At 70.7% G+C, this 13,030-nt stretch carries 14 protein-coding genes and 1 pseudogene; 8 read left to right on the top strand and 7 right to left on the bottom strand.

The genetic code is table 11. The features are described from left to right. On the top strand, nucleotides 1–324 hold a 324-nt coding region (locus VH969_RS06735), incomplete at its 5' end, for a pentapeptide repeat-containing protein (protein WP_331972058.1). Nucleotides 325–476: 152 nt separating this feature from the next. Here VH969_RS06735 and VH969_RS06730 read toward each other — a convergent pair. From VH969_RS06730 to VH969_RS06720, 3 genes are all read right to left on the bottom strand, one after another. Further along, complete coding sequence (locus tag VH969_RS06730) at nucleotides 477–1,766, bottom strand: amidohydrolase family protein (RefSeq protein ID WP_331972055.1); 1,290 nt, start codon at nucleotides 1,764–1,766, stop codon at nucleotides 477–479. Nucleotides 1,767–1,852: 86 nt separating this feature from the next. Continuing rightward, entirely contained in the window at nucleotides 1,853–2,359 is a 507-nt protein-coding gene (locus VH969_RS06725; RefSeq protein ID WP_331972052.1) for an SRPBCC family protein, read from the bottom strand. Between the two features lie 137 nt (nucleotides 2,360–2,496). Further along, the gene (locus VH969_RS06720; protein WP_331972049.1) at nucleotides 2,497–3,114 is read right to left on the bottom strand and encodes a hypothetical protein; all 618 of its coding nucleotides are present in this window, start codon (nucleotides 3,112–3,114) and stop codon (nucleotides 2,497–2,499) included. A gap of 115 nt (nucleotides 3,115–3,229) precedes the next feature. Here VH969_RS06720 and VH969_RS06715 point away from each other — a divergent pair, with 115 nt between their 5' ends. Beyond that, a complete protein-coding gene (locus tag VH969_RS06715) occupies nucleotides 3,230–4,450 on the top strand; it encodes a DUF445 domain-containing protein (protein ID WP_331972046.1) in 1,221 nt (406 codons plus the stop codon). Here VH969_RS06715 and VH969_RS06710 read toward each other — a convergent pair. Genes VH969_RS06710 through VH969_RS06700 form a run of 3 tightly spaced genes read right to left on the bottom strand, consistent with a single transcriptional unit; the run spans nucleotide 4,413 to nucleotide 7,071 of the window. After that, a complete protein-coding gene (locus VH969_RS06710; protein WP_331972043.1) occupies nucleotides 4,413–5,300 on the bottom strand; it encodes a metal ABC transporter permease in 888 nt (295 codons plus the stop codon). The two genes, VH969_RS06715 and VH969_RS06710, sit on opposite strands and share 38 nt — an antisense overlap. After that, the gene (locus VH969_RS06705) at nucleotides 5,300–6,175 is read right to left on the bottom strand and encodes a metal ABC transporter ATP-binding protein (RefSeq protein ID WP_331972040.1); all 876 of its coding nucleotides are present in this window, start codon (nucleotides 6,173–6,175) and stop codon (nucleotides 5,300–5,302) included. The genes VH969_RS06710 and VH969_RS06705 overlap by 1 nt, the downstream gene beginning before the upstream one ends. After that, complete coding sequence (locus tag VH969_RS06700) at nucleotides 6,172–7,071, bottom strand: metal ABC transporter solute-binding protein, Zn/Mn family (protein WP_331972037.1); 900 nt, start codon at nucleotides 7,069–7,071, stop codon at nucleotides 6,172–6,174. The genes VH969_RS06705 and VH969_RS06700 overlap by 4 nt, the downstream gene beginning before the upstream one ends. Before the next feature lie 171 nt (nucleotides 7,072–7,242). Here VH969_RS06700 and VH969_RS06695 point away from each other — a divergent pair, with 171 nt between their 5' ends. From VH969_RS06695 to VH969_RS06675, 5 genes are all read left to right on the top strand, one after another. After that, on the top strand, nucleotides 7,243–8,343 hold the full coding sequence (locus tag VH969_RS06695; protein ID WP_331972034.1) for a LacI family DNA-binding transcriptional regulator: 1,101 nt from the start codon (nucleotides 7,243–7,245) through the stop codon (nucleotides 8,341–8,343). A 292-nt stretch (nucleotides 8,344–8,635) separates the two neighbouring features. Next, nucleotides 8,636–9,127 (top strand): beta-class carbonic anhydrase, encoded by a 492-nt coding sequence (locus VH969_RS06690; RefSeq protein ID WP_331972031.1) that lies wholly within the window; start codon nucleotides 8,636–8,638, stop codon nucleotides 9,125–9,127. A gap of 28 nt (nucleotides 9,128–9,155) precedes the next feature. Then, nucleotides 9,156–10,031 (top strand): HhH-GPD family protein, encoded by an 876-nt coding sequence (locus VH969_RS06685; RefSeq protein WP_331972028.1) that lies wholly within the window; start codon nucleotides 9,156–9,158, stop codon nucleotides 10,029–10,031. A 111-nt stretch (nucleotides 10,032–10,142) separates the two neighbouring features. Then, nucleotides 10,143–11,189, top strand: coding sequence for a peptidoglycan recognition protein family protein (locus VH969_RS06680; RefSeq protein ID WP_331972025.1), 1,047 nt, complete (start codon nucleotides 10,143–10,145; stop codon nucleotides 11,187–11,189). A gap of 20 nt (nucleotides 11,190–11,209) precedes the next feature. Then, nucleotides 11,210–11,734: a 2'-5' RNA ligase family protein gene (locus tag VH969_RS06675; protein WP_331972022.1), complete on the top strand. Its 525-nt coding sequence runs from the start codon at nucleotides 11,210–11,212 to the stop codon at nucleotides 11,732–11,734. On the opposite strand, the gene VH969_RS06670 is transcribed toward VH969_RS06675, so the two are convergent. Further along, nucleotides 11,724–12,488: an alpha/beta fold hydrolase gene (locus VH969_RS06670; protein ID WP_331972019.1), complete on the bottom strand. Its 765-nt coding sequence runs from the start codon at nucleotides 12,486–12,488 to the stop codon at nucleotides 11,724–11,726. The genes VH969_RS06675 and VH969_RS06670 overlap by 11 nt on opposite strands. A gap of 88 nt (nucleotides 12,489–12,576) precedes the next feature. Here VH969_RS06670 and VH969_RS06665 point away from each other — a divergent pair. Further along, nucleotides 12,577–13,030 (top strand): annotated as a pseudogene (locus VH969_RS06665) (M1 family peptidase); the annotation flags it as partial.

Raw genomic sequence — 13,030 nt, 5'->3', positions numbered from 1 at the left:
CTCAGCAGACACAAGCAGATCTTCGACGGCTACTCAGAGCTGGAAAGGGTCGATCTCCGCGGCGCCGAACTCGACCACCTAGACCTCACTCGCTCCTGCTTTGCCTACGCAAACTTGGAGGGCGCAAGCCTCGCCAACACGGCCCTCACCGACTCCACTCTGACCGACGCCAACCTGCGTAGCACCAACCTCACACGCGCCGACCTCAGCGGAGCGGACCTTTCCCGAGCTGACCTGACCGATGCCGACCTCCACGGCGTCATCACCAGCGACACCACGACGTGGCCCGACGGATTCACCCCACCGCAACCAACACGGCTATGACGATCGTCCACTGACGGCCTGGTGACGGCCTGGGAAGCAGGTTGATCTACAAAAAGGCTGGTCAACGGCACTTCCATGCAGAGAACTACCAGTTCTGACGGCGTTGCCTCCGCCCGGCGCTGCCGCCGGCCACCTCCGGGCGGGACCCGCGTTCAGGGTGCCTTTCTCGGGGCGAAGCGGGATCGGCGTTCGCGCACGGCTGCCACGACCTTGGCGACCTGCGCGTCGAAAGCCTCGAGCTGCTCGGCTTCGGCAGGGCTCGCGACGAAGGCGCGTCGATCGCAGGCTGTGCCCCCGCGCCACATCCGCTCGATCGCGCGTGTCTCGGTGATGTCCGTCAACGGGTCACCGGACACGAGAACCAGGTCCGCGCGCTGCCCGGCCGCGACGCGTCCCCGGTCGGCGAGGCCGAACACTCGTGCCGGTTCGCTCGTGGCAGCGGCCAGGGCCTGCGCCGGGCTGATGCCGCACCGGACGAGGAGTTCCAGCTCCCGGTGCAGGCTTGCCCCGAACACGGTCCCCGGGTTCGGGGCGTCGGTGCCCGCCAGCAGCGTGACGCCCGCATCGGCCAGTCGCCGCACGTTGTCCTCGGCCCGCGAGTAGGGCGGCATTGTCCGGCCACGCAAGACCGGAGCACCCGCGGTCAACCGGCGCACCCAGCCGTCCCCGAGCGCCTCGGCGAGCCGCGGGTCCCCGGCCACTGCCGCGCCGCCCGGTTCACCGAGGGTGTTCTCGATGGTGGCCAGCGTCGGACCGACCGCGATTCCGGCCTCGGCCACGCGTTCGACCAGGGCCCCGTCCAGCTCGGCGTCCGCGGGGACGTGGGCCACCACGTCGACACCGGCGGACACGACCTCCTCGACACCGGCCGTCGAGCTCACGTGAGCGACGACGACCAGGCCGCGGGCGTGCGCGGCGGTGACCAGTGCCTTGATGGTTTCGGAGTCCAGCGACGGCCACAGACCCCCGACGCCGGAGATGATCTTCAGATAGTCCGAGCCCTCCGCGATCCGTGCCGCGACGAACCGCTCGGCCTGGTCAGCGGCGGTCAAGGTCGGGAACGGGGCGTACATCATCGACGGGTGCCCGCCGGGCGCGGTGGCACCGACACCCGACGAACGCACGTCGGCCACGTCCGGACCGGAGCCGGCCTGCTCCTTGGCCATGGCAACCACGTCGGGTTTGCTGAACATGTCGAGAACGGTGGTGACGCCGAAGGTCAACGACTGCGCGAGGGCGCCCGGAACGAGGTGCACGTGCGCGTCGATCAGACCGGGAAGCACGGTGCCGCCCGCCGCGTCGATCACTTCGTCGCCTTCTCGGGCGGCCGAGACCGCCGAGCACCCGGTTATCAGCCCGTCGGCGAACCGGACCGAAGTCCAGTCCTGCGACCTCGTCCCGTCGAACACCTTCGCGTTCACGATCGTTGTTGCCGCGGCCACGACGTCCTCCACAAGGGATCCGGAACAACCTGGACAGTAGAGGTTCGCCCGACGTGCGCGCGCCGCCCGATGATTCGAAACCAGCCTCAGTGCGTGGGCGCGGCGGCAAGCTCGGCCAGGTGGTGCAGCGAGTTGATGAGATGATCCGGGCCGAACGGCGGGAACTGGATGCCGCGCTCGCGGATGTACCGCGGTACCGCCGACCAGTCGTAGGTGAGCGTGACCGCGGTTTCCGACGGACCGAGCGGCACCAGGTCGTAGCGCCAGATCCAGCCGCCGAACTCCAGGTCGCCGTCGTCCTTCCGCCGCCCCGTCAGCCAGCCGATGGTGTGCGGCGCGTCGAGTACCTGGACCTTGTTGACCACCTGGTAGTCACCGTTCGCACGGCTGGCGTGATACATGTCCATCCGGAACAACTGCCCCACCTCGGTCAGCGGCTCCCGGTCGAGAGGCTCCCGAACCCAGCCGGTGCCGTCGATCGCGGCATGGGTCGTCGGGTCCGCGAGCACCGCGAACACCTTCGCGGCGGGCACGGCGAAGGTCAGGGTGGCGCGGACGGTCTCCTGGGCGACGGTGTGCACGCTGCTCGTCATCTCGGGTCATCTCCTGTGGTCGCCGGCACCCCTCCTGGGCAGCCGCTCACCCCTGCTACGAACTTCTCAGCCCCGATCCGACACAGCGTCCTGAACTACTTCGAGGAAGTTGGGCATGCCGGTGTTCAGCGACCCGATCAGGGGTCGTCGGGAAGGCCGGGGAAGATGAACCGGAACCCTCCGTTTCCAGGCCCCTCGAAGCCGGGGTTACGCCAGTTCAGGGTGGTCACGCAGGTAGCCGAGTCCCTGCGGTCGGCGGTCAGCCGCACGGCACGGCGTGCGTTGTTCGGCGCTACCGCCACCCCGGTGAGGTCGTGCGACTGGCCGTCGTGCAGGGTGCCCGAATCCACGCGGTCGCCGTCGACGTCGAGATGCCACCCGACCCTTGCCGCGTCGTCGCAGCCGAACTCCAGCGACAGCTCGCCGGCAAGATGTCCGGCGTCCGCGGGCGCTTCTCCGACGAGGACCGTGTCGACGTTCTCCCCGGCTTTCAGCTCCCACTTGTAGTACAAGCTGGTGAGCTCGGTCTTTTCGGCCGGAAAATCGCCCTTGCCGTACACAAGGGGATAGTCGGCCAACGTGGCCCAGCTGAATAAGGCCCCCAGCACGACCACGGCGACGACCGCCAAGCCTGCGCCGACGAACCAGCGCTTCTCCGAATACGCGACCATGGCGAACACGACGACCAGGACGAATACCGCCATCTCCGGACCGCTGACGAGTATGGGGTCCGCCGCGAGCGAATACTCCTTCATGCGCCCCCAGGAAAACTCAGCATCGCGCCGCTGCGGAATCGATCATAGCCAGGCCCGTGTGCGTGGCCCTGCCGAGTCCGCGATACTGGCCGCCTGACCAGCGGGTTGAGGGGCCATGGCGATCGTCGATGACTTCCTGGAGCATTGGCAGGTCTACCTGTCCATGCCGGTCATCGCCGCGGTCATCGGGTATCTCACCAAGCGGGCGGCCATCGAGATGATGTTCCGGCCGCTGCGGTTCGTCGGCATCGAGCCGTGGTTCGGATGGCAGGGGGTCGTGCCGCGGAACTCCGAGCGCATGATCCGGGTCTCCGCCGACCTGCTCACCCAGCGGCTGGTTGACACGAAGGAGATCTTTCAGCGGCTGGACGCCTCGCGAGTGGCCAAGGAGATCGAGGGACCGCTGCTCGTCGCGGTCGACGAGATCACCCGGGACGTCATGGAGCAGTACCAGCCCGGGCTCTGGAACTTCCTCCCGCCGCTCGCGCAGGAGATGCTCGTCAAGCAGGCGCAGGCCGGATCGCCGGAACTGGTGCGGAAGATCATGGCCGAGATCCAGGACAACGTCGGCGAGGTCCTCGACATCCGGCAGGTGGCGGTCGCCGCGCTCACCCGTGACCGGGCCCTCCTCATCAAGCTCATTCGCGACATCTCGCGCCCCGAGATGGCCTTCATCGCCCGCTGCGGGATCTACTTCGGACTCGCGCTCGGGCTGGTGCAGACCGTCGTGTGGGCGCTCACCAAACAGCCCTGGGTGCTACCGCTGTTCGGCGCGCTCATCGGGTGGTTCACCGACTGGCTCGCCATCAAGCTCGTCTTCTTTCCCCGGCGTCCCAAGCGAATCGGACCCCTCGTGTTCCACGGCGTCTTCCAGCAGCGCCGCGACGAGGTCGCCAAGCAGTACGCCGAGATCGTCGCCCGTGACGTCATGACCGTGCCCAACATCGTCGACGCCGTACTCCGCGGGCCCAAGTCCGACCGGCTCCTCATGATGATCCGCCGCACCGTCGAGGCCACCATCGACGAGCAGGCCGGCGCCGCACGGCCGATCATCGCCGTCACCGTCGGCTCCGACGCCTACCTCGAGATGAAGCACGCCGCCGCCGACCGCGCGCTTCGTTACCTGCCGGACACGATGCTGCACGCGAAGGACTACGCGACACAGGCGCTCGACATCCGCGACACGATTGCCACACGGATGCGCCGCCTCACCCGCGTCGAGTACGAGGGCCTGCTGCGCCCCGCCTTCCGTCAGGACGAGTGGAAGCTGATCGCCGTGGGCGCGGTGATCGGCGCCGTCATCGGAGAACTGCAGGTGTTGCTACTGCTGCACTAGCCACGCCGCGCCGCCGCCCGCCCCGCTCGCGCGCCAGCGACACGACCCAGCACACCAGGTAGATCAGGAACGAGATCGCCGTGACGAACGCGCTCACCGGCGCGCCCGGCGCGAGCGACAGCAGGATCCCGCCGACCGCCGACACCTCCGCGAACACGATCGCGAGAACCGTGGCACGCAAGGGGTTCGCCGTGAGCCGGCAGGCCGCGGCCGCCGGCGTGATCATCAGCGCGAGCACCAGCAGCGCCCCGACCGTCTGCACGCCCAGCGCCGTGGCGACGCCGACGAGGACCGCGAACACCGGCGACAGCAACCCGGTCGGCACGCCGCGCGCCCGCGCCACCTCCGGGTCAACCGACGCGAACAGCAACGGCCGGTAGATCGCCAGCAGCACCAGGAACACCGCAACCGCGCACCCGCCGAGCAACGCCAGCGACGCGAAGTCCACGCTCACGATCTGCCCGACCAGCAGGCCGAACTTGTTCGACGCGCGCCCCGGGTAGAACCACAGCAGCAGCACGCCGACACCCAGCCCGAAGGCGAGCACCGCGCCGATCACCGAGTCGTGGTCCGCACTGCGCCGCGACAGCAGCCCCAGCACGAGCGCCGCCACGATCGCCCCGGCGAGTGCCCCGTGCCCGACGTTGATGCCCAGCAACAGCGCCGCTGCCCCGCCGGTGAACGAGAGCTCGCTCGTCCCGTGCACCGCGAACGCCATGTTGCGGCTGACGATCAGCGGCCCGAGTACGCCGGCCAGCAAGCCGAGGATCGCGGCGGCCACCAACGCGCTCTGCACGAAGTCGAACCGCAGCAGCTGCGCGGTCAGCTCGAAGTCGAAGAGCCTGCCCATCAGTTCTCACCGGGCGCGTCGTCGTGCAGGTGGTGGTGCGGCTGGTCCTCGCACAGCGCGATCTGCGCGCCGACCACGTGGATCTGCCCCTGGACCCGCACCACGTCGATCGGCGCGCGGTACAGCTCGGACAGCGTCTCCGCGGTCATCACCTCGTCCGGCCGGCCGATCCGGAAGCGACCGTCCACCAGGTACAGAATCCGGTCCACCAGCGGCAGGACCGGGTTGATCTCGTGCGTCACGAACAGCACCGCCGTGTTCGCCGCGCGCCGGCGCTGGTCGATCAGCGAGCTCACGACCTGCTGGTTCGCGAGGTCGAGCGAGAGCAGCGGCTCGTCGCACAGCAGCACCTCGGGGTCGCTGATCAGCGCCTGCGCCACCCGCAGCCGCTGCTGCTCACCACCCGAGAGCCGGCCCACCGGGGCGTCGGCGAAACCCCGCGCGCCGACGGCTTCCAGCTCGTGGTCGACCCGCGTCCGCCGGCTCCGCATGCCGCGCAGGCCGATGCCCCACTTGTGCCCGTCGAGCCCGAGCCCGACCAGGTCGCGGCCGCGCAGCGTCAGGCTCTCCCCCATCGCGCGCTGCTGCGGGACGTAGCCGATCCGCCGGTTGCCGTGCCCGGGTGGCTCGCCGACCACGCGGACAGTGCCCCCGCTCAGCGGCTGCAGGCCGAGCAGCACGCGTAGCAGGCTCGTCTTGCCCGACCCGTTCGGCCCGAGGACCGCGACGAACTCGCCCGGCGCGACGTCGAGGTCGAGGGCCTGCCAGAGGACACGGTCGCCATAACGCAGCGTGGCCCCGCGCAGGGACACCACGCCGGTGCCCGGCTCGATCGGTACGGCCAGGTCGGGGGCCGCCTCGCGGTCGACGCTCATGTTCTCGCCAGCGCGCCCGCGATCGCGTCCACCTGCTGCGTCATCCACTCAACGTAGCCCGTGACGCCCCGTGGCAGCGTCTCCGTCACCGTGATGACCGGGATGCCCGCCTTCCGCGCCGACTCGACCAGCGAGTCGGTGACCGGCGTCTGGGTCTGCGCGTTCGCCACGAGCATCGCGACCCGCCTGCCGCTGACGAGGTCCAAGGTGGCGGCGAACGCGGAAACCGGTGGGTCGGTCTCCTCCTCGATGGCCTCGGAGAACTCCGGCGGGGTCACGTCGGTCAGGCCGGCGGCCTCGAGCAGGTAGTGCGCGACCGGCTCGGTCGCGACGACCTTCGCGCCCGGCCGGGCCTCGCCGGCCCGCTTCGCCCTCGCCGCGACGGCGTCGACCCGTGCGCCGAACGTCTTCGCGTTGGCGGTGAACATCGCCTTGTGGCCGGCGTCGAGCGCGCCGAGCTCGACGGCGATCCGGTCCGCCACCTTCCGGACCGTCGGCAGGTCGTACCAGACGTGCTCGTTGGCGCCCACCTCGTGACCGGAGATCGCGAACGCGTCGACCTGCCGGGCGTCGGTGCCGGTGCCGTCGATGAGCTCGGTGAAGAAGTCGTCGTAGCCACCACCGTTGAAGACGACGAGGGCGGCGTCGGCGACGGCGGCGGCATCCTCCGGGCTGTCCGGGTGGGCATGCGGGTCGCCCGAGGCGTCGTCGACGATCGAGTCGACTCCGACGCGGTTCCCGCCCACCGCCTGGACGACGCTGCCCCACACGTTGGTGGACGCGACGACGGCGATCTTCCCGTCCGCGGCGGCGTCACTCACGTGGTCCCCACAGCCGGCGAGCGCGAGGACCGCGACCCCGGCCAGGGCCGGGACGGACCGGGAGAGCCGACTCATGCGCGCCTCACTATAGATAATGAGAACCGTTTTCGACTACACTCCGCCAACTATACGGCGCCGTCAATGCCTTTGGTAACGCGACCGGGGGAACTGAGAGTCATCGATCTGGTGAAGCCGCGGTAGGCGGTTGGACTTCTGCTCATGGTTCTGAACCGTTACGGTCAGCACATGGCCCGGCCTATGCATGTTCGTCGACCGGCGACACTGGCGTCGCTGGCCGCGGAGCTCGGCGTGTCGCGGACCACGGTGTCCAACGCCTACAACCGGCCCGATCAGCTTTCCCCCGAACTGCGCAGGCGGGTGCTGGAGACCGCGCGCCGGCTGGGCTACCCCGGTCCGGACCCAGTCGCGCGCTCGTTGCGGACGCGCAAGGCGGGGGCCGTCGGGCTGCTCCTGACCGAGAACCTGTCGTACGCGTTCCGCGACCCCGCGGCGCTCGGCTTCCTGGAGGGGCTGGCGCTCGCGTGCGAAACGGCTGGTCAGGGGCTGCACCTCGTGCCGGTGAACCCGGAGCGCGAGGACGTGACGGCGGTGCACAGCGCCGGGGTGGACGGCTTCGTCGTGTACTCGGTGCCCGACGACGACCCGCACCTGGCCGCCGTGCTGTCCCGCCCGGTGCCGACGGTGGTGTGCGACCAGCCCCGGGTGGAGGGCGTCGACCTGGTCGGGATCGACGACCACGCGGCGATCGGGCAGCTCGCCGGCCGGCTGATCACGTTGGGGCACCGGAACGTCGGCGTGCTGTGCATGCGGCTGGCGCGCGACCGCAACGACGGGTTCGCGTCGGTGGCGCGGCAGCGGACGGCGCACTTCCACGTGCAGCGGGCGCGGCTGGGTGCGCTGGAGCAGGCGTTCGAGACGGCCGGCGTGGACTGGTCGCAGGTGCCGGTGGTCGAGCGTTTCGACCACAGCACGGCGAGCGGCGAGGCGGCCGCGGCGCAGTTGCTGGACGCGAACCCCGAGGTCACGGCGGTGATCTGTACGTCGGACATCCTGGCGCTGGGCGCGCTGGCGGAGGCGCGGCGGCGCGGTCTGCGGGTCCCGCAGGACCTGACGGTGACGGGCTTCGACGGCATCGCCGAGGCCGAACGGGTCAGCTTGACGACGATCCGGCAGCCGGTCCTGGAGAAGGGCCGCGCGGCGGGCAAACTCCTGCTGGGCTCGAACGACCACAACCGTCCACGACACATCACGCTGGACACGGAGCTCGTGCTGGGCCAGACCTCGGCCCCACCGCGGACCACCGAGGAACGGTGGTTCGGCCCGTAGTCGTCCACAGGCGGCGGACCACGTCCGCCGGTTATCGGTCAGGGTGAGGCGGTTGGCCGGCTGATCGTCCGCACCGTCCACCAGGTCGCCGATGATCCACGCCGGCAGCACCGCCACGGCAGCCGCACCCCCGCTCGTTCGAGAGATATCCGCAGGTCGACGACTTCGTCAGGTAACCAAGCCCATATTGCCCAGCGGGCTTAGCGGTTGCTCCAATGGGTAATCGAGCAGAGCTCGAGCGGGACGACGCAGTGTTGGTCGAACCCCAGGAAACGGCCGCCAGGAGTGGACCATGACCGCGATCGACGACCTTCTCGAACGGCACGCGTCCGGCGTCGACCACGGCGCGCCCGGGGTGCCGACCCCCGTGCCCAGCCTCCACCTCGCTGTGGTGACCTGCATGGACGCCCGCATCAAGGTGTTCGACGTCTTCGGCCTGCGCCACGGCGAGGTCCACATCCTGCGCAACGCCGGCGGCATCGTCACCGACGACATCGTCCGCTCGCTCGCGATCAGCCAGCGCAAGCTCGAGACCCGCGAGGTGATCGTCATGCAGCACACCTCGTGCGGCCTGTCCACGTTCACCGACGACGAGTTCAAGGATGAGCTCGAGGAGGACACCAAGCTGCGCCCGCCGTGGGCGATCGAGACCTTCCGCGAGGTCAAGGACAGCGTCCGCCAGTCGGTCGAGCGCGTGCGGCGCAGCCCGTTCCTCCCGCACACCGACGCCGTCCGCGGCTTTGTCTACGACGTGCGGACCGCCGAGCTGACCGAGGTCTACTGAAGAGGTCTACTGAACTAGCATCTGCGCGATGACCCTCGACGCGCGGGTGCTGTCCGGCTGGTTCGCCGAGAACGCACGGGATCTGCCCTGGCGCGCGCCCGGCTGCACCGCCTGGGCCGTGCTGGTCAGCGAGATCATGTTGCAGCAGACCCCGGTCGCGCGCGTCGAACCCGCCTGGCACGAGTGGATGGCGCGCTGGCCGAAGCCGTCCGACCTCGCCGCCGCCACGCCCGCGGACGTGCTGCGCGCGTGGGGAAAGCTCGGCTACCCGCGCCGCGCGCTGCGCCTGCGCGAGGCCGCCACGGCGATCGCCGAGCGGCACGACGACGTCGTTCCGTCCGATGTGGACACCCTGCTCGCGCTGCCGGGGATCGGCGCCTACACCGCGCGCGCCGTCGCCGCGTTCGCCTACCGCAAGCGCTGCCCGGTCGTGGACACCAACGTCCGCCGGGTGATCGCCCGGGCGGTCCACGGCGCCGGCGACGCCGGGCCCGCGTCCACCACCCGCGACCTCGCCGACGCCGACGCGCTGCTGCCGGCCGACGACGAGCTCGCCGCGCGGATGTCCGCCGCGCTGATGGAGCTCGGCCAGACCGTCTGCACCGCCCGCGCCCCGCGCTGCGCGGACTGCCCCGTGTACGACCAGTGCGCGTGGCAGAAGGCCGGCAAGCCCGCGTACGCCGGACCCGCCAAGCCGGTGCAGAAGTTCGCCGGCACCGACCGGCAGGTGCGCGGGCGGCTGCTGGACGTCCTGCGCGACACCTCGACCCCGGTGCCGAAGGCGAGCCTCGACCTCGTGTGGTCCGACGCCGCGCAGCGCGACCGCTGCCTGGACTCCCTGCTCGCGGACGGTCTCGTCGAGCAGACCGCCGACGGGCTCTTCGCCCTGCCTGGCGAGCACTAACACGATGCTCTGGTAATTGGGGAACTCTTGTCATCGCGTGACCGGGTGACTACCGTCGGGTAGGCCAGTCACCGATCTGGGCCGAAGTGCCCCTTGTCGAGGGAGATCGAGATGGCCGTATCTCGCCGTGCCCTGATTTGCGGCGGATTCACCGTCACCGCGGTCGGCGCCCTGGGCGCCACGATTCCGATCACCGCCGGCGCGGCCGGCGAGCAGGCGCCGAAGGCGGCCGCCCGGCCGACCATCCACGGCTGCGACGAATGGGGCGCGCGCCCGCCGAACGCCACCATCGACGTGCTCAACCACAAGCCGACCTACATCGTCGTGCACCACACGGCCGGGGCGAACTCGAGCGACCTGTCTCTCGCCCACGCCTTCCAGATCTCGCGTGACATCCAGGACTTCCACATGGACGGCCGCGGCTGGATCGACACCGGGCAGCAGCTGACGAACAGCCGCGGCGGGCACGTCACCGAGGGCCGCCACCGCAGCGTCGAGATACTCGACGGCGGCACCCGGCACGTCATGGGCGCGAACGTCGCCAACCACAACAGCGAGGTCATCGGCATCGAGAACGAGGGCCTCTACTCCACTGTGAACGTCACGCAGCAGCTGTGGGACTCGCTCGTGCGGCTGGTCGCCTACATCGCGTCCCAGTACGGCGTGCCGACCGCGAACATCAAGGGACACCGGGACTTCAACTCCACCGAGTGCCCCGGCGAGGTCCTCTATGGACGGTTGCCGGAGCTGCGCGCGGCGGTCGGCGGCGTGCTCGGCCAGCCGGTCACCCAGCCACTCACGTGGCCGCTGCTCAAGCCCGGCGCCACCGGCGCGAAAGTCCTTGCCGCACAACACCTTCTGCGCGCGCGTGGGGCGAACGTGCCGCTGGACGGCGTGTTCGGCGCGTCGACGTTCGCGGCCGTGCGGCAGCTCGCAACCGGCCACGGCGTCGCGTACGAACCGTGCTACGCCAGCCGGACCGCGGACGAGAGCGGCTACATCGGATCGACCACGTGGCCGCTGCTGGTCCGCAGCGTGCGCGCCGGCGACTCGAGCCACGACGCGCAGGCCGCCCGGGTGCTGCTGACCAGCCGGGGCGAGCGCACCACGCGCGACGTGCTCGTCGACACCGCGACCTGGCAGCGGCTGCTGAGCTGACCCTGTGAGAGCCTGCGCGCATGGCGCAGGCGCTGGAGTTCTGGTTCGACGACGCGGCCGATGCCGCCGTGCGCAAGCTGTGGCGAAGGCTGGACGAGGCGGGCGTGCCCAGCCTCGCCGGCCGCACGCACGGCCGGCACCGGCCGCACGTCACGTTCGCGCTGCAGGGCGCGATCCCGCCGCGGACGCGGGAGGCGCTGCGGGAGGACCTGCGGTTGCTGTCGATCCCGAGCCTGTGGCTGTCCACGCTCGCCGCCTTCTCCGCGAGCGAGCCCGTGCTGATGCTCGCCGCGGTCGTGGACACCGAACTGCTCGCCGTCCACTCCGCGGTGCACGACGTGCTGGCGAAGAAGGTCAAGCAGCCGCAGGCGTACTACCTGCCGGGCTCGTGGGTGCCGCACTGCACGCTGGCGCAAGGCCTGGCGCCGGCGCAGGTGGCCGCGGGGTTCGCCACGCTGTACCCGGTCGAGCCGATCAGGGCGCGGGTCAGCGGGATCGCGGTCGTCGACACGCACACCGGCGAGGCCGAGACCCTTATCGGCTGAGCACCTCGGAGAGGAACGCCTCGACCGCGCCCCGGTAGACCTCCGGCGCGTCGTGGTGCACGACGTGACCCGCACCCGCGACGACGAGGTGGTGCCCGCCGCCGGGGGCGCGGACCGGCAGCTGCGTCATCTGCCCGGGTGGCATCGCGCTGTGCTCGGCCTCGATCGCCAGCAGCGGGCAGCGGACCCGCTCGACCATCGGCCAGTAGTCGCGGCGGCCCCACTCGCCGGCGATCTCGTACAGGTCCTCGAGGTCGGCCATCAGGTGGTAGCCGTCGTCCCGCTCGACCATGCACTCGGCGAACCAGTCGCCGAGCTCGCCGAAGAACTCCCGTACCCGCTCGAGCGAGGCGAACGGGACGGGCCAGGACTCGAAGTAGTCGCGCCACGGGTCGACGGTGCGGCCGCGCTGGTCGGGCGCCATGTCCTCGATGACGATGCCGCGCACCAGCTCCGGATGCGTGGCCGCGAGGCACCAGGCGTGCAGCCCGCCCATGGAGTGGCCGAGCACGACGGCGGGCTCCGTCTCGTCGAGCAACCCGGCGGCGTCGGCGACGAAGTCCTCGGTGCGCCAGCCGCCGCCGCGGTGCGGGCTGTGGCCGTGCCCGCGCGCGTCGAGCCCGATGACCCGGCCGTACCTGGTGAGCCACCGCGCGACCGGCCGCCAGGTGGTGGCGCGGCCCATGAGCCCGTGCAGGAGCAGGATCGTCGGGCCGGTGCCGCCGAAGGAGATCAAGTCGGGTCGAGATGCCACGGGAAGTTCATATACCGTCCTGACCCGGGCAATACGGCCGGTCAGCCAAGATGGCCGGGTCGGGTACCGATGACGGGAGCTGTTCACGATGCACCACCGCACGGCCGTCCGCGCCGCCTGCCTCGCGCTGGCCGCGGTGAGCCTGGCCGCGTGCACGTCGCGGTCGGGCGAGCCGGTCAAGCCGCCGGAGCCGACGACGCCCGCGCAGGCGGCGCCGGGCGCGGACGGGGTCGGCGACCCGTACTACCCGAAGGACGGCAACGGCGGCTACGACGTGTCGGGCTACCACGTGTCGATCAGCTACGACCCGAAGAGCCGCAAGCTCACCGGCGACACGAAGATCACCGCGACGGCCACCGGCGACCTGGACCGGTTCAACCTGGACCTCAACGGCCTGACGGTGAGCGCGGTCGAGGTCGACGACAAGGCGGCGAAGTTCTCCCGCACGGGCGAGCACGAGCTGGTGATCACCCCGGCCGCCGCGGTGGCCGAGGGCGCGGAGTTCACCACCCGGGTGCGCTACGGCGGCGTGCCGAAGGCGG

It is taken from the genome of Actinophytocola sp., assembly GCF_036555685.1.
Taxonomy (GTDB): domain Bacteria; phylum Actinomycetota; class Actinomycetes; order Mycobacteriales; family Pseudonocardiaceae; genus Actinophytocola.
The sequence above is the reverse complement of the archived record's forward strand: the minus strand, read 5'-3'. Positions and strand labels throughout refer to the sequence as shown.

Bases quoted from the DNA above. Each gene is read 5' to 3' on its own strand.
- VH969_RS06725 (WP_331972052.1), bottom strand. From the start codon at position 2,359: ATGACGAGCAGCGTGCACACCGTCGCCCAGGAGACCGTCCGCGCCACC.
- VH969_RS06720 (WP_331972049.1), bottom strand. From the start codon at position 3,114: ATGAAGGAGTATTCGCTCGCGGCGGACCCCATACTCGTCAGCGGTCCG.
- VH969_RS06715 (WP_331972046.1), top strand. From the start codon at position 3,230: ATGGCGATCGTCGATGACTTCCTGGAGCATTGGCAGGTCTACCTGTCC.
- VH969_RS06710 (WP_331972043.1), bottom strand. From the start codon at position 5,300: ATGGGCAGGCTCTTCGACTTCGAGCTGACCGCGCAGCTGCTGCGGTTC.
- VH969_RS06705 (WP_331972040.1), bottom strand. From the start codon at position 6,175: ATGAGCGTCGACCGCGAGGCGGCCCCCGACCTGGCCGTACCGATCGAG.
- VH969_RS06700 (WP_331972037.1), bottom strand. From the start codon at position 7,071: ATGAGTCGGCTCTCCCGGTCCGTCCCGGCCCTGGCCGGGGTCGCGGTC.
- VH969_RS06695 (WP_331972034.1), top strand. From the start codon at position 7,243: ATGGCCCGGCCTATGCATGTTCGTCGACCGGCGACACTGGCGTCGCTG.
- VH969_RS06690 (WP_331972031.1), top strand. From the start codon at position 8,636: ATGACCGCGATCGACGACCTTCTCGAACGGCACGCGTCCGGCGTCGAC.
- VH969_RS06685 (WP_331972028.1), top strand. From the start codon at position 9,156: ATGACCCTCGACGCGCGGGTGCTGTCCGGCTGGTTCGCCGAGAACGCA.
- VH969_RS06680 (WP_331972025.1), top strand. From the start codon at position 10,143: ATGGCCGTATCTCGCCGTGCCCTGATTTGCGGCGGATTCACCGTCACC.
- VH969_RS06675 (WP_331972022.1), top strand. From the start codon at position 11,210: ATGGCGCAGGCGCTGGAGTTCTGGTTCGACGACGCGGCCGATGCCGCC.